The sequence below is a fragment of the Paraburkholderia hayleyella genome (genome assembly GCF_009455685.1).
Lineage (GTDB): Bacteria > Pseudomonadota > Gammaproteobacteria > Burkholderiales > Burkholderiaceae > Paraburkholderia > Paraburkholderia hayleyella.
This window is the reverse complement of the sequence record NZ_QPES01000001.1, coordinates 2,406,387-2,421,199: the sequence shown is the minus strand read 5'-3', so window position 1 is coordinate 2,421,199 and position 14,813 is coordinate 2,406,387. Positions and strand designations below refer to the sequence as shown.

Genomic DNA, 14,813 nt, shown 5'->3' with positions numbered 1-14,813 from the left:
ATCAGATCTTACAACTCGGTTTAAAGAATGCGGGTAAGTATCTAATATTGCTAATTTTTAACACTTTTACTACACTTGCGGAAACTCTTGCCGCTCCCTCTAAAATTCCCATGAAAACCGACATGTTTTCGTCGTTCAAAATGATTCGCGGTGTTGCGTTCAGCACCGTTGTCTCGACTGCTACGGCGCTGGTTCTGGTGGCCACGGCGGGATTGCCGGCCGTGGCTTATGCCGCGCCTGCCAAGTCCTCCAAACCGGTCAAATCTGCCACATCGGCTAAAACCGCCAAGGCTGTTAAAAAGTCCGCCACCGCGACCCGGGTCGCAGGCCGGAAGCCACAGGCCTCGGCCGCCAAAATTTCGGCCAGGGCCGGCGTCGCGCTACAGGCGGGCGCCAAAAAGAAGCGCGTGAGTTACACGATGAATGCGCATTCACGCATGGCCGTGCGCAAGGTGGCGTTCCAGCCTCGCCCGCCTACCGTGGGCCAGGCGTTTGGTTTGCATGACACGCCCGATGCGCTGGCATTGCGTTCAAGCGTTGCTTATGTCGTCGACCAGAACACCGCCGAGCCGCTTTTCGAGAAAAATTCACGCGCCGTGGTGCCGATTGCCTCGATTACCAAGTTGATGACCGCCATGGTGGCGCTGGATTTACAAGCGCCGATGACCGAGCCGCTGGAAGTCACCGACGAAGACCGCGATTACGAGAAAAATACCCGCTCACGGTTGTCCGTCGGCTCCGTGCTGTCACGTGAGGACATGTTGCATATCGCCTTGATGGCATCGGAAAATCGCGCGGCCGCGGCGTTGTCGCGTTACTACCCAGGTGGCCGTCCGGGTTTTCTGGCGGCGATGAACGCCAAGGCGAAACAGCTCGGCATGATGGATACCCACTTCGAGAATTCGACGGGGCTGACTAGCCAGAATGTTTCGAGCGCCCGCGATCTGGTGAAGCTGGTCAACGCAGCGTACCAATACCCGATGATTCGCAAGTTCTCGACGGATCGCAGTTACGAGGTTTATACCGGCAAGCGCTCGCTGGCTTATGGCAGCACGAACGCGCTGGTGCGCAATCCGACGTGGGATATCGGCTTGCAGAAAACCGGTTTTATCAATGAAGCAGGCGAATGTCTGGTGATGCAGGCCACGATCCATGGCCGTCCGATGATTATGGTGCTGCTGGATTCATCCGGAAAATATTCACGCTTTGCTGATGCCGCGCGTTTGCGCACCTGGCTCGACAATGGCGGTGAACGTTTCACCAGTGCCGATACCGGTAGCTCAGGCATGTGAAGGTTCAAGGGTGGGCGGCTTGCCTGGCGCAGGCTGTTCGGGCAGGAAGCCGCTCACCCGGAAGAGAAAGCCGCCCGATGCATTACAAAAGCCTCGTCAGTGAATATGACGAGGCTTTTTTTTGAACGGGTGAACTCGCATAAGCCGTGTGAGTGGGCCTGTACGGTTTAAGTCTGGGTTTGATCGGGTGCGGGAGGGGGGCGATAGCCGAGCGCACCGGAAATCAGCAACGCGGTTTCGCCAAGCGGTCTAAGCCACGCATCTTGCAGACGGTCAGCCGGTGCGGAGAGCGACAGCCCGGCCACGAGCTGTCCCGTGTCGTCATAAATGCCCGCCGCGATACAGCGCACGCCGAGTTCCAGTTCTTCGTTATCGCGCGCGCAGGCCTGCTGGCGCACGTGCAGCAGTTCGCGTTCCAGTTTGACGAGATCGGTGATGCTGTTTTGCGTGTGGCCCGACAAGCCCGTGCGAGTGGCGTAGGCGCGGACCCGGCTGGTTTCGTCGGCGGCAAGAAAGAGCTTGCCTACCGAAGTGAGGTGCAATGGCGCCCGCCCGCCGATGGCGCGCACCACCTGCATGCCGGAGCGCTCCGAGTAGGAGCGCTCGATGTACACAATCTCATCGCCTTGCCTGACAGACAGATTGACCGTTTGCCCGGTCTGGCGATGAAGCTCGCGCATGGGCAGAAGCGCTGCCTCACGGACTGACAGGCGCGCCTTGACCAGATTGCCGAGCTCCAGCAAACGCATGCCCAGCCGATAGGTGCCGGGGTCCGAGCGATCGACCAGACGGCAGCTCACCATGTCGTTCAGGATGCGATGTGCCGTTGAAGGATGTAAGGCCGTGCGTCTGGCGAGTTCTTTCAGGCTGACTGGATCGCTATGTCCAGCGAGGTCATCGAGCAGGCGCATCATCCGTTCGATGACCTGGATCGAGGTTTTGTGATCCGGATTGGGGTCGCTCATGGAGAAAGGAAGATGGCGTGTCAGGCAGTGACAGCGGAGCGTGCATTGTATCTCACAATGTGAAAGCGACGAACACGATCCGAAGTGGTTTGCCGGCTGATGTCGACTGTTTCGCGGCGTTTGCTGGGCGATAGCGTTGCGGATCGGGCGCAAAGCGCTGCGCGTTGGTTTTACGAGTTAAACGGCGGATAATCGGGGGCGTTTTTTCTCAACGGAGGGTGCATGCGAGTTGGTTTGTTCGTTACCTGCCTGATTGACATGATGCGTCCCGAGATTGGGTTTTCCGCGATCAAGCTGATCGAGGGCGCGGGTTTCGAAGTGATGGTGCCGCCCGCGCAGACCTGTTGTGGACAGCCCGCGTACAACTCGGGTGAACGGGGTATCGCGCGCGACCTCGCTGAAAAAACCCTGCGCGAATTCGAACAGTTCGATTACGTCGTGATCCCTTCGGGTTCCTGCGGCGGCATGATCCGCGCGCATTACGGCGATCTTTTTCGTGACGATCCCGAGTTAATGAACCGCTATGGCCGCTTGCAGCCCAAGGTGTTCGAGCTGACCGATTTTTTGCTGAATGTTGCCCGGGTTGAGTTAAAGCCTGGCCAGTATGCCGGCCCGGTGGCTTATCACGATTCATGCGCCGGGCTGCGTGAGCTCGGCGTCAAGACCCAGCCCCGCGCCTTGCTGGCCCAGGTGGGCGTGGCGGTCACCGAGCTGCGGGATTGCGAAACTTGCTGTGGCTTTGGCGGCACCTTCGCGCTGAAGTACGGCGATATCTCCACGGCGATCGTCGACGAGAAATGCGCGAATCTCCATGCCAGTGGCGTCGATACCCTGGTGCTGGGGGATCTCGGTTGCATGCTCAACATCGAAGGGCGTCTGCGCCGCACGGGTGACGCCACGACACGCGTGTTGCATGTGGCGCAAGTGCTGGCAGGCGATGTCTCAGGCGATGTCTGAGTCGCACCCGCGCCAGCACGCTCCCCATTTCCGACTGACCTGACCGATTTCCAGGCACCCACGCGATGCAAGTTCAAACGATGCAGTTCAAGGCGCGTGCCGGCCAAAAGCTGGCCGATCAGCGTCTGCAGCAAAATCTCACCAAGCTTTCCAGCAAGTTCGTTTCAGCGCGGGCAGCTTCCCTGGCGGACCTCGATTTTCCGGCGACGCGCTCGGCGCTCAAGGAGCGCCGCAATCGCGCGCTGGATAATCTGGACGTCTGGCTCGAAACCTTCGAACGCGAAGCGACTCGCCGCGGCGTGACAGTGCTCTATGCCGAAACCACCCAGGACGCGGCCCAGCTCATCGCGGATATCGCCCGCCGTCATGCGGTTAAAAAAGTCATCAAGACGAAGTCGATGGTGACGGAAGAGATGGGTCTGAACGCGGTGCTGGAGAAGATCGGTGTGCAGTCCATCGAAACCGATCTGGGCGAATACATTCTGCAAATCAATGGCAACGAACCACCCAGCCACATCATTGCGCCGGTCGTGCATAAAGATAAGGACGAGATCGCCGACCTGTTTGCAAAGACGCACGGCCGCCCGCGGCTCACTGAAATCCCGGCGATGACGCGCGAAGCGCGCGAGGTGCTCCGGCCGCATTTCATCACCGCCGATATGGGCGTGACGGGCGGCAATTTTGTCATTGCGCAGACGGGCTCGGTGGCGCTCGTGACCAATGAGGGCAATGAAGGCATGTGCACGGTGATGCCACGCGTGCATGTGGCGGTGACAGGCATCGAGAAAGTACTGCCCACGCTCGAGGATCTGGCGACTGCCATGCGGCTCTTGCCGCGTTCGGCCACCGGGCAGGCGACGTCCAATTATTTTTCCCTGCTTACAGGCCCGCGCGGTCCCGGTGACCGCGATGGGCCCGAGCAGATGTATGTCGTTTTGGTGGATGGCGGGCGCAGTGGGCTGCTTGGCGGGGAGTTTCAGGACATGCTGCGTTGTATCCGGTGCGGCGCGTGCATGAATCATTGCCCGGTGTATCAGAAGATCGGCGGCCATGCTTATGGCTGGGTTTATCCTGGGCCTATGGGCTCGGTGCTGACGCCGAGTTATATCGGGCTCGATAGGGCGCTGGATCTGCCCCAGGCCGCTACGCTCTGCGGCGCGTGCGATAGCGTGTGCCCGGTGGGCATTCCGCTCTCCGGGTTGCTGCGCCGGCTCCGCGAAAAACAGGTGGAGCGCCATCTGCGTCCGTGGCGCGAGCGCGCAGGGCTGGCGCTGTGGGGTTACCTCGCACTGCATCCGTCGCTATACGCCCTGACGACAAAACTGGCGGTGCGGGTGCTCGAACTCATGGGCGGGGATAAGCGCAGGATCGTGCGCTTGCCGCTCGGGGCGGGGTGGACGAAAACGCGGGATATGCCCGCACCGGCAGGCCGGACGTTTCGTGAGCTTTATGCCGCGCAGCGCAGCCATCTGGGATAAAGCGCTGCTGGTTCAAATGGTTCAATGTGTTGCACATAACGGGGAGGGTATGACGATGAAAGCGGCAGGCACTGACATGGGCGATTACCAGGAAAGCTACAAGGCCTACGAGATCGAAGTGGCCATCGAACAGCTTTTGACCGGCGTGAAAGCCCATTTCCGAATACTGAAAGACACCGCCCTGGTGCACGACTGGCAACTGGTTGCGATAGACGATCTGATGCCGACTGAGCATGCCGCCGCTGAGGCAGCCTTTGCTGCGGGCCGGGCGTGGATCGATAGCGGGCGGGTGGCGGGTGTAGGTAGTAGCCCTTCAAACGGGGCTTGAGTGCCTTCGTGTGCCCCAATGAACACCGTGTGCGGAGAAGAAATGATGCATTTGTCGCCTGCTATTCCTGTGTTGCGTATTTTTTCCGAAGAAAAAGCCCGCGAGTTTTACGTGGATGTGCTTGGCTTCGCGGTGGATTGGGAGCACCGCTTCGCCGACGATTTCCCGCTGTATCTGCAGGTGCATCGGGCTGAGCTGAAAATTCACCTCAGCGAACATCATGGGGATGCGACACCGGGCTCCACGATTTTTGTTCCAGTGACAGGAATCGAGGCGCTGCGCGACGAGATTCACGCCAAAAAATACAAATATGGCAAACCCGGCATCGAGGTGATGCCTTGGGGCAAGGTGCTGGAAGCGACTGACCCGTTCGGTAACCGGATCCGGTTTTGCGAGTTTGACGGGACTCATGCCAACGATGCCTGAGGTTTTAGCCCGCCATAAGGCTGGGTTTGTCAATTTTTTTCAAGATGTTGCGTCCCGGTTTTTTGGCCGTTACCGCTTTATAATCTGGGCTTCGCAAAATTACGGCAACTGACGTCCTTTGCTAGACCAAGGCTCAAGCATGGGGCAAGTATGGCGGTCATAAGCATCCATACAACCACAACGCAGGCGCTCGGGGCAGCATCTCCTGTCGCCGCGACGATGAATATCTAGAAGGCAATTTCATGATCCTGGTAACGGGCGGCGCCGGTTTTATCGGCGCCAATTTTGTGCTTGACTGGTTGAATACCTCGCAAGAGCCGGTCCTCAATCTCGACAAACTGACCTACGCAGGCAATCTGCGTACCCTCAAGTCCCTGCAAAACAACCCGCGCCACATCTTTGTCCGTGCCGATATTTGCGACCGGGCAGCGCTCGATGCCCTCCTGGCTGAGCATAAGCCGCGTGCGGTCGTGCATTTCGCCGCCGAAAGCCATGTCGACCGTTCGATTCATGGCCCGGCGGATTTTGTTCAAACCAATGTCGTCGGTACTTTTACGTTGCTCGAGGCGACGCGTTCCTACTGGAATACGCTGGGCAGCGCAGACAAAGCCGCGTTTCGCTTTTTGCATGTTTCGACGGATGAGGTGTTTGGTTCCCTGTCCGCCACGGATCCGCAGTTTTGCGAAACGACCCCCTATGCACCGAATAGCCCGTATTCCGCAACCAAGGCGGGTTCGGATCACCTGGTCCGGGCGTATCACCATACTTACGGGCTGCCAACGCTCACGACAAACTGTTCGAATAACTACGGCCCCTACCAGTTTCCTGAAAAGCTGATTCCGCTCATGATCGCCAGTGCGCTGGCGGGCAAGCCGCTGCCTGTCTATGGCGATGGCCAGAACGTGCGCGACTGGCTGTATGTCGGCGATCACTGCAAGGCGATTGGCGTAGTGCTGGCGCGCGGCCTGGCCGGCGAGACTTACAACGTCGGCGGCTGGAATGAGAAAAAGAACCTTGAGGTGGTCCACACGCTGTGCGATCTGCTCGATGAACAGCGCCCGAAGGCATCAGGCTCATACCGCGACCAGATCACGTATGTGACCGATCGCCCAGGCCATGACCGCCGTTATGCCATCGACGCCCGCAAGCTTGAGCGCGAACTGGGCTGGAAGCCCGCCGAAACCTTCGAAACAGGCATGGCAAAAACAGTGCGCTGGTATCTCGACAATCAGGAATGGGTCGATGAAGTCGCTTCGGGCGATTACCGCAAGTGGGTTGAGACCAACTACACGCAACGCGCGTAAAAGGAAGGGAACGGGCCATGGCGCGCAAAGGCATTATTTTGGCAGGCGGCTCGGGCACTCGCCTGTATCCGATCACTCACGTCGTTTCAAAGCAGCTGCTCCCGGTCTACGACAAGCCGATGATCTACTATCCGCTGTCGACCTTGATGCTGGCGCAGATCCGCGACGTGCTGATTATTTCCACGCCCCAGGACACGCCGCGCTTCGAGGCGATGCTGGGCGATGGCAGCCAGTGGGGCATGAATATCCAGTATGAGGTTCAGCCGTCCCCGGATGGTCTCGCGCAGGCTTTTATCATTGGCCGCGATTTTATCGGCCATGATCCGTCGGCGCTGATTCTCGGCGACAACATTTTTTATGGCCACGATCTCGCGCGCCAGCTCGATCGCGCGAATCAGCAAGATCATGGCGCCACGGTGTTTGCCTATCACGTACACGATCCCGAGCGCTATGGCGTGGTGGAGTTCGACCCGCAGTTCCGCGCGCTTTCGATCGAAGAAAAACCTGCCAGGCCGCGCTCCAGCTATGCGGTGACGGGCCTGTATTTTTATGACCAGCAAGTGTGCGATATCGCTGCCGGCATCAAGCCTTCCGCGCGCGGGGAGCTTGAAATCACCGATATCAATTCACGTTATCTCGCAGCCGGCCAGCTCAACGTCGAGATCATGGGGCGTGGTTATGCGTGGCTCGATACCGGGACGCATGATTCGCTGACCGAAGCGGCAACGTTCATTGCCACATTGCAAAAACGTCAGGGGCTGATGGTGGCCTGCCCCGAGGAGATCGCGTTTCGCCGGCGCTGGATCGACGCGGCGCAACTGGAAAAGCTGGCTGCCCCGTTGTCGAAAAATGCTTATGGCCAGTACCTTAAAAATCTACTTTCGGACCCAATGGCATGGCAATCAACGTAATCGAAACCGCGTTGCCAGACGTGAAGATCATCGAACCCAAAGTGTTTGGCGACACCCGGGGGTTTTTCTACGAAAGCTTTAACGCCCGCGAGTTCGCCCATGAAACAGGCGTGAGCGCCGCATTCGTGCAGGACAATCATTCCCGCTCGGTGAAAGGGGTACTACGCGGCCTGCATTACCAGATTCAGCATCCGCAAGGAAAGCTGGTGCGCGTGGTCGCAGGGGAAGTTTTCGACGTGGCGGTGGATCTGCGCCGTAGCTCATCGACTTTCGGCAAATGGGTGGGGGTGTATCTGTCAGCGGATAACAAGCGTCAGCTTTGGGTGCCGCCTGGTTTTGCGCACGGTTTTTGCGTGACATCGGACAGTGCCGAGTTTCTCTATAAAACGACTGATTACTGGTACCCCGAGTACGAGCGCAGCCTGCTGTGGAATGATCCCGCCTTGCAGATCGAATGGCCGCTTGAGCAAGCGCCCCAGGTGGCCGCGAAAGATGCCGCGGCCCGCGTGCTGAATGACGCGGAGGTCTTTGCATGAGGATCTTGCTGACTGGCCGTAATGGGCAGGTTGGATGGGAACTGCGGCGAGCGCTGGCGCCACTGGGCGAGGTCGTCGCCTTTGATCGCCGCGAAGCTGATTTGACGAGGCCGGATACGCTGGCCCGGCTGGTGGCCTCGGTGCGTCCGCACGTGATTGTGAATGCGGCGGCCTATACCGCGGTCGATCTGGCGCAAACCGAAGCGGAACTCGCCCACCGGGTGAACGCCGAAGCGGTGGGGGTGCTGGCGGAGGCCGCGCGTGCGCAGAAAGCGCTGATGATTCATTACTCGACCGATTACGTGTTCGATGGCTCGGCAACCGTGCCTTATGTCGAGAGCGATGCGGTGGCGCCGCTCAACGTGTATGGGGCGAGCAAGCTGGCGGGCGAGCGCGCGCTTGAATCAGTGGCGGGCGACTGGCTGACGTTGCGCACCACGTGGGTGTATGGTCTGCGCGGACATAATTTTTTGCGGACCATGCTGCGTCTGGCGGGTGAGCGTGAGACATTGCGTGTCGTGTCTGACCAGACAGGGGCGCCGACTTCCGCGCGAATGATCGCCGACCTGACGGCCCATGTGGTCGCGCAAGCTCAGCGTGAACGTCTGGCGGGCGAGTTCGAATCCGGCCTGTTTCATATGACTGCGGCGGGACATACCACGTGGCATGGTTTTGCCAGCGCGATCATCGAAGCCGCTCGCGCTGCCGGCCTTGACATCAAGACTACCTCGATCGAGCCGATCCCGTCCGATGCCTGGCCGGTGCCGGCTCCCCGTCCGCGATACTCGATACTCGAGAACGATAAATTCGACCGTCGTTTTCGGCTTGGGCGCCTCGACTGGCGTGAGGGCCTGGCACTGGTGCTGGACGACCTTTTGGGGCGCTAGGCGTGCTCACATTACAAACAGGAACACGAATGGAAACACCAAAACGGCTGCTGCATCCGCTGGCAGTCTTGTATTCGCTGACCGGGAACTGGCATCTGATTGTCCAGTTCGTCAAGCGCGAGGTGGCCGGCCGCTACAAGGGTTCATTTCTCGGGCTTTTCTGGTCTTTCATTACGCCTTTGCTGATGCTCAGCATTTATACGTTTGTTTTCGGCTACGTGTTCAAGTCGAGATGGCGTCCCACCTCCACCTCTCACATCGAGTTCGCCGTGGTGATGTTCGTCGGCGTGCTGGGACACAATTTGATTTCCGAGTGTTTGACCCGGGCTCCGATGCTGGTGGTAGGCAATCCGAACTACGTCAAGAAGGTCGTTTTCCCGCTGGAGACACTGCCGTGGATCGCCATTGGCACCGCGCTCTTTCACATGCTGGTGGCCTCGGTGATCCTCTTCGCGGCGATTCTGTTCTGGCAGGGGCATATTCCCTGGACGGTGGTCTTCGTGCCCGTCATCCTGCTGCCTTTTGTCGTGCTGGTGGCCGGGCTGGTGTGGTTTCTGGCCTCCTTTGGCGTATTCATGCGCGATCTGGGGCAAATCATGGGCATCGTGTCATCGCTGCTGATGTTCCTCGCGCCGGTTTTTTACCCGTTGGCCTCGGTGCCGCCGCGTTTGCAGGCGGTCATCATGCTCAACCCCTTGACCTTCGTGATCGACCAGCTGCGTAACGCGGCGATTTGGGGCGTGCCATTGAACTGGACGGGCTGGATAATTTATTCGGTGATTGCCTACGTCATTGCCTCGCTTGGTCTGATCTGGTTCCAGAAAACGCGTAAGGGATTCGCCGATGTGCTCTGATAGCGTGCAACAACCGCAAGAACAGGAAGCGTCGCCGACGGCCATCGACGTGCATGGCCTCGGCAAGCGTTACGAGATTTATAGCGCGCCGCAAGACCGGCTAAAGCAGATGATCTTTCCCCGCATCGCACGGATGTTCGGGCGCAAACCCAAAGAATATTTCCGCGAGTTCTGGGCGCTGCGAGACGTCGATCTCACCGTGAAACGGGGCGAGACGGTGGCGATCATCGGCCAGAATGGCTCGGGCAAGTCGACGTTCCTGCAACTGGTGTGTGGCACGCTGTTCCCAACTCAGGGGCAGGTGCGGCATCATGGCCGGATCGCCGCGCTGCTCGAACTTGGCGCAGGTTTTAATCCGGAGTTCACCGGCGAAGAGAATGTCTATCTGAGCGGCATGCTGTACGGGCTGACTGAGCAGCAACTCAAAGAGCGCTATGCGTCAATTGTCGAGTTCGCAGAGATCGGCGATTTCATTTCGCAGCCCGTGAAAACCTATTCAAGCGGGATGTATGTGCGTCTGGCGTTTGCGATCGCCGTGCACGTTGATGCCGATGTGCTGGTGGTGGACGAAGCGCTATCGGTGGGCGACGTGCGCTTCACGCAAAAATGCATGCGTTTTTTGCGCGGTTTTCAGAAGTCCGGCACCCTGCTGTTTGTCAGTCACGATGCAGGAGCCGTCACCAGTCTATGTTCTCGCGCCGTCTGGCTGGATCATGGTTCGGTGCGCATGGACGGGGCAGCGAAAGACGTGGTCGAGGCCTATCTGGCCGAGCAGCATATGCTGGATCGCAAGGCTCAGGGCGTAGCGGTCAGCACGGTAAAAACCGAACGTGGGCGAGCCAGAATGAAGGCGCTGGACGTAATCGATCCACGGCTTGAGCTGATAAAAAGCTCGAATACAATCCGCGTGTTCGAATTTGATCCAGATGCGCATCGGAACACCTTCGGTGCGGGTGGGGCGGCGATCGTCAACGTGTCGCTGATTGACAGCGATGGACATGAAGTTCAGCTCCTGCACGGAGGCGAGCTGGTGACGCTGCAACTGAAGGTCGCGGTGAACGTCAGCGTTCGTGGACTGATTTTTGGTTTTTACGTGAAAGACCGCCTCGGGCAGCGCCTCTTTGGCGATAACTCCCATTTGACTTACGAAGAGGTCATTGACGGCAGTGAGGGCGATACTTTCCTTGCTTCATTCCAGTTTCGCCTGCCCATCTTGCCGGTGGGTGCGTATTCCATTGATGCCGCAGTGGCATCGGGCACCCAGGATGATCACACGCAACAACACTGGCTTCACGATGCGTTGCAGTTCCGTACCATCGACAGCACGATGCGTCACGGTCTGGTAGGTATTCCCATGCTGCGTATCAGCGTCGAAAAAGAGAGGTTACTGGCGTGATTGAGTTTACAGGGGAGCGCTATGTCCCAGACGAAACGGGGGACATTCGTTATGAGCATTGGCACCGTTATGGCTGGGCAGCCCAGGCGGTCAAGGGTCTCGATGTGCTCGACATTGCCTGTGGTGAAGGTTATGGCACAGCGATTCTTTCGGGGTACGCCAAAACCGTCATGGGCGTCGATATCTCTCCGGAAGCCATCGAGCATGCCGCGGAACATTACGGACATATTCCGAATCTTTCTTTTACGAGCGGCAGCGCGGCAGCCATCCCGTTGCAAGATGCTTGTTTCGATGCGGTAGTTTCGTTCGAAACGCTTGAACATCTGACGCAGCACGACGAGATGATGTCGGAGATACACCGCGTGCTCAAGCCCGGTGGCTTTTTGATCCTGTCTTCGCCGAACAAGAAAGTGTATTCGGACGAGCGCAATTTCTATAACAAGTATCACGTCCGCGAGCTTTATTTCGACCAGCTCGACGCGCTGATGAAGCGTTATTTCAGCAATGTGACGTACTACAACCAGCGTCTGGCGACGAGTTCGCTGATTCTGCCGGACGGGCGTGAGGATTGCACCTACGCGGCGCTGACGCTCAGCGACGACAACATCGCGGTGCGCACGCCGCATCTCGCTTCGGTGATGTATTTCCTCGCGGTCGGCATGAAGGATGGCGCGCAGGCAGCGCCGGTATTACAGGCCTCCGTTTTTTTCGAGGAGGGCAGCGATCTTTATGCCCGGCAGCAGGAACTCGTGGCCTGGGCGAGCCGTCAAGGCGCCGAAATTGAAGCACGAGATACCGAAATCCGCCGTTTGCAAGGCGAATTTGCGGAACGCACCGCCTGGGCACTCCAACTCGATGCTGAACTTCAACAGCAACGCAAGGCGACCAGTAAAAACGGAGTCTGGAGCCAGGCGGAGGCCGAGACCGCGAGCCGGAAAATTGCTGAGCTGACCCAGCGTTGCGAGGCGGTGGGCCTCGAGCGTGACGAGTTGCAAAAGCAAGTTGCGCGGTTGCAGCGAGAGTTCGATGACCGCACGGAATGGGCGCTGAAGCTCTACGGGGAACTCAAGGAGAAGCGCAAGGCTGTTCGGGAGCGTGACGCGCAGTTGCAGAAACTGGCTGACAGCGGCGATGCCGCGGGGTTGATCCGGCGTTGCGATGCTTTTCGCCATGAGCGTGATGAGTTGCAGGCCGTGGTTGGCGCCTTGCAGGCCAGCCTGGCGGATGTGCATGCCTCAAGTTCATGGAAGATCACGCGCCCGATACGCGGTGTCAGGCGGCTGGCACGGGGGGATATGGGGCCTGTGCTGCAGCCGCTGCGGCCCTATGCCAAACGCTGGGGGCGCGCACTGTACCAGGCCTTGCCCCTCACTCAGGCGCACAAGGCCCGGCTGGTGAACGGGTTGTTTCGCGTAGCGGGACCGCTATTCGAAGGCATGGTCTATTACGAGACCTGGAAGCGTCAGAGAGAGCCTCTGAAGCAAGTGTTAGGGCGCCCGAAGATTTTGCCGCAAGAGTTTGATTCGGTTCTTGCCAGCCTGAGGCTTCCCGAACTGCTGGCGCCGCGGGTATCGGTGATCATTCCGGCCTATGGCAATTTGCCGTATACCGCTGCCTGTGTGCGCTCGATTGTCGAGCATTTGCCCACCGTTCCGATCGAAGTGATCGTGATCGAAGATGCTTCGGGTGACCAGGACATTCTGCGGCTGCAGGAAATTCCGGGTCTGCGCTTTTTAGTGAACCCGGAAAATCTGGGCTTTATCCGTTCCTGCAATCATGCCGCAACGCAGGCGCGCGGTGAGTTCGTCTACTTCCTGAACAACGATACGGAAGTGACGCCTGGCTGGCTTGATTCGATGCTGAAGTTGTTCGAGACACATCCCGATTGCGGCATGGTGGGCTCGAAGCTGGTTTATCCCGATGGCCGTCTGCAAGAGGCGGGCGGCATTTTATGGAAGGACGGTTCGGCGTGGAATTATGGCCGTCTCGACGATCCCTGCAAAAGTGCCTACAACTACGTCAAGGAAATCGACTACGCGTCGGGCGCCTCGCTTTTGCTCAAGACAACGCTGTTTAAACACCTGGGCGGCTTCGACGAGTATTACCTGCCGGCCTACTGTGAAGATTCAGACCTGGCATTCAAGGTTCGCCAGGTGAACAAGAAGGTTTATTACCAGCCTGAGTCGGTCATTGTTCACTATGAGGGCGTCTCAAACGGCACGGATACCGGGGCGGGCATCAAGGCGTATCAGGTTGAAAACCAGAAGAAGTTTTTTCTGCGCTGGCGTGATGTGCTTGAAGCAGAACATTTCGCGGGCGGCACGCAGGTTGCCGCGGCGCGGGACCGGACCCGCGAGCGCAAGACCATTCTGATCGTCGATCACTATGTGCCGCAGCCGGACCGCGATGCGGGTTCGCGTTCCCTGATCTGTTTTATTCGCGTGCTCGTGGCAATGGGCCTTAACGTCAAGTTCTGGCCGCTGAACCTCTGGTATGACGCCGCTTATGTGAAACCGTTGCAGCAACTGGGAGTTGAGGTTTTTTACGGCCCGCAGTTCATCAGTGGCTTTGATGAGTGGCTCAAAAACACCGATCAAACCATTGATTTTGCCTTCCTGAACCGGCCCAACGTGAGCGAGCCTTTCATTGCGCCGCTGCGCAACTATGCGCCCGCCGCGAAGCTGCTCTTCTACGGTCACGACCTGCATTTCGAACGCACCTTGAAGGAAGCCGAGGTGTCGGGCGAACAGCGGCTGGTGCGCCGGGCGGAAGCGGAGCGTGAGCTTGAACTGAAAGTCTGGAAGGCCGTCGATGTCGTGTATTACCCGTCCGCCACGGAAGTCGCCACCGTCGAACAGATGGCGCCAGGCGTCGTGGTGCGTACTTTGCCGCCTTACTTTTTCGAGCCCCATGGCAAGGCTGATAGCGTGTTGACGTTGCGCGAGCGCAGCCAGATTATCTTTGTCGCGGGTTTTGGTCATCCGCCTAATGTCGATGCGGCCAAGTGGCTGGTTCACGAAATCTTGCCGCGCATCGTGGCCGAGCTGCCGCATATTCAACTGGCGCTAGTGGGTTCGAACCCGACCGATGAAGTGCTGGCGCTGGCCGGGCCGAAGGTTGCCGTGACAGGCTATGTCAGCGACGAACGGCTCGCCGAACTCTACGAACTCGCGCGCGTGGCCGTCGTGCCTTTGCGGTTTGGCGCGGGCGTCAAGAACAAGGTCGTTGAAGCGCTTAACTTTGGTACGCCGCTGGTGACGACGCCCGTGGGTATCCAGGGGTTGCCAGGCCTCGACGGCATCCTGCCCGTGAATGATGATCCCGCTGTTTTTGCGGCGAGCGTCGTGGAACTGGTGCGCAATGACGAGCGCTGGTTCCAGGTCGCTCAGGCCGGGCGCGAATATGTCGCGGCGAACTTCTCGAGCCAGGCCATCCGCGAGGTATTCGCAGAGGATCTGGCTCTCAACCATTGATTGATC

Annotated in this window: 13 protein-coding genes; 12 read left to right on the top strand and 1 reads right to left on the bottom strand. The window is 58.7% G+C overall.

The features are described 5' to 3' along the window. The first annotated feature begins 110 nt into the window (after positions 1-110). Entirely contained in the window at positions 111-1,292 is a 1,182-nt protein-coding gene (pbpG, locus tag GH657_RS10715) for a D-alanyl-D-alanine endopeptidase (protein WP_153100748.1), read from the top strand. A gap of 167 nt (positions 1,293-1,459) precedes the next feature. Here pbpG and GH657_RS10710 read toward each other — a convergent pair whose 3' ends face one another. Next, the gene (locus tag GH657_RS10710; protein WP_153100747.1) at positions 1,460-2,257 is read right to left on the bottom strand and encodes an IclR family transcriptional regulator; all 798 of its coding nucleotides are present in this window, start codon (positions 2,255-2,257) and stop codon (positions 1,460-1,462) included. A 222-nt stretch (positions 2,258-2,479) separates the two neighbouring features. Between GH657_RS10710 and GH657_RS10705 the strand changes: the two genes are divergently transcribed. The 11 genes from GH657_RS10705 (at position 2,480) to GH657_RS10655 (ending at position 14,807) form a co-directional block, all read left to right on the top strand. Then, positions 2,480-3,214, top strand: coding sequence for a (Fe-S)-binding protein (locus GH657_RS10705; RefSeq protein WP_153100746.1), 735 nt, complete (start codon positions 2,480-2,482; stop codon positions 3,212-3,214). Positions 3,215-3,279: 65 nt separating this feature from the next. Next, positions 3,280-4,692: a LutB/LldF family L-lactate oxidation iron-sulfur protein gene (locus GH657_RS10700; RefSeq protein ID WP_153100745.1), complete on the top strand. Its 1,413-nt coding sequence runs from the start codon at positions 3,280-3,282 to the stop codon at positions 4,690-4,692. 55 nt (positions 4,693-4,747) lie between these two features. Then, positions 4,748-5,020: a hypothetical protein gene (locus tag GH657_RS10695; protein ID WP_153101720.1), complete on the top strand. Its 273-nt coding sequence runs from the start codon at positions 4,748-4,750 to the stop codon at positions 5,018-5,020. Positions 5,021-5,065: 45 nt separating this feature from the next. After that, positions 5,066-5,446, top strand: a complete 381-nt coding sequence (locus GH657_RS10690; RefSeq protein WP_153101719.1) for a glyoxalase superfamily protein — start codon at positions 5,066-5,068, stop codon at positions 5,444-5,446. 242 nt (positions 5,447-5,688) lie between these two features. After that, a complete protein-coding gene (rfbB, locus tag GH657_RS10685) occupies positions 5,689-6,750 on the top strand; it encodes a dTDP-glucose 4,6-dehydratase (protein WP_153100744.1) in 1,062 nt (353 codons plus the stop codon). Between the two features lie 17 nt (positions 6,751-6,767). Beyond that, complete coding sequence (gene rfbA / locus GH657_RS10680; RefSeq protein ID WP_153100743.1) at positions 6,768-7,661, top strand: glucose-1-phosphate thymidylyltransferase RfbA; 894 nt, start codon at positions 6,768-6,770, stop codon at positions 7,659-7,661. Next, the gene (gene rfbC, locus GH657_RS10675) at positions 7,646-8,197 is read left to right on the top strand and encodes a dTDP-4-dehydrorhamnose 3,5-epimerase (RefSeq protein ID WP_153100742.1); all 552 of its coding nucleotides are present in this window, start codon (positions 7,646-7,648) and stop codon (positions 8,195-8,197) included. Before rfbA ends, rfbC begins: the two co-directional genes overlap by 16 nt. Then, complete coding sequence (gene rfbD, locus GH657_RS10670; RefSeq protein ID WP_153100741.1) at positions 8,194-9,084, top strand: dTDP-4-dehydrorhamnose reductase; 891 nt, start codon at positions 8,194-8,196, stop codon at positions 9,082-9,084. Before rfbC ends, rfbD begins: the two co-directional genes overlap by 4 nt. A gap of 29 nt (positions 9,085-9,113) precedes the next feature. Beyond that, positions 9,114-9,938 carry an ABC transporter permease gene (locus tag GH657_RS10665; protein ID WP_153100740.1) on the top strand — a complete coding sequence of 275 codons (825 nt, stop codon included), beginning with the start codon at positions 9,114-9,116 and terminating at the stop codon, positions 9,936-9,938. Then, positions 9,928-11,334 (top strand): ABC transporter ATP-binding protein, encoded by a 1,407-nt coding sequence (locus GH657_RS10660; protein ID WP_153100739.1) that lies wholly within the window; start codon positions 9,928-9,930, stop codon positions 11,332-11,334. Before GH657_RS10665 ends, GH657_RS10660 begins: the two co-directional genes overlap by 11 nt. After that, the gene (locus tag GH657_RS10655; RefSeq protein WP_153100738.1) at positions 11,331-14,807 is read left to right on the top strand and encodes a glycosyltransferase; all 3,477 of its coding nucleotides are present in this window, start codon (positions 11,331-11,333) and stop codon (positions 14,805-14,807) included. Before GH657_RS10660 ends, GH657_RS10655 begins: the two co-directional genes overlap by 4 nt. Positions 14,808-14,813 lie beyond the last annotated feature (6 nt).

Excerpts from the sequence above, each read along its gene's own strand:
- GH657_RS10690 (WP_153101719.1), top strand. The coding sequence starts at position 5,066 with ATGCATTTGTCGCCTGCTATTCCTGTGTTGCGTATTTTTTCCGAAGAA.
- GH657_RS10660 (WP_153100739.1), top strand. The coding sequence starts at position 9,928 with ATGTGCTCTGATAGCGTGCAACAACCGCAAGAACAGGAAGCGTCGCCG.
- rfbD (WP_153100741.1), top strand. The coding sequence starts at position 8,194 with ATGAGGATCTTGCTGACTGGCCGTAATGGGCAGGTTGGATGGGAACTG.
- GH657_RS10700 (WP_153100745.1), top strand. The coding sequence starts at position 3,280 with ATGCAAGTTCAAACGATGCAGTTCAAGGCGCGTGCCGGCCAAAAGCTG.
- GH657_RS10665 (WP_153100740.1), top strand. The coding sequence starts at position 9,114 with ATGGAAACACCAAAACGGCTGCTGCATCCGCTGGCAGTCTTGTATTCG.
- rfbC (WP_153100742.1), top strand. The coding sequence starts at position 7,646 with ATGGCAATCAACGTAATCGAAACCGCGTTGCCAGACGTGAAGATCATC.
- GH657_RS10705 (WP_153100746.1), top strand. The coding sequence starts at position 2,480 with ATGCGAGTTGGTTTGTTCGTTACCTGCCTGATTGACATGATGCGTCCC.
- GH657_RS10710 (WP_153100747.1), bottom strand. The coding sequence starts at position 2,257 with ATGAGCGACCCCAATCCGGATCACAAAACCTCGATCCAGGTCATCGAA.
- rfbB (WP_153100744.1), top strand. The coding sequence starts at position 5,689 with ATGATCCTGGTAACGGGCGGCGCCGGTTTTATCGGCGCCAATTTTGTG.
- rfbA (WP_153100743.1), top strand. The coding sequence starts at position 6,768 with ATGGCGCGCAAAGGCATTATTTTGGCAGGCGGCTCGGGCACTCGCCTG.
- GH657_RS10695 (WP_153101720.1), top strand. The coding sequence starts at position 4,748 with ATGAAAGCGGCAGGCACTGACATGGGCGATTACCAGGAAAGCTACAAG.
- pbpG (WP_153100748.1), top strand. The coding sequence starts at position 111 with ATGAAAACCGACATGTTTTCGTCGTTCAAAATGATTCGCGGTGTTGCG.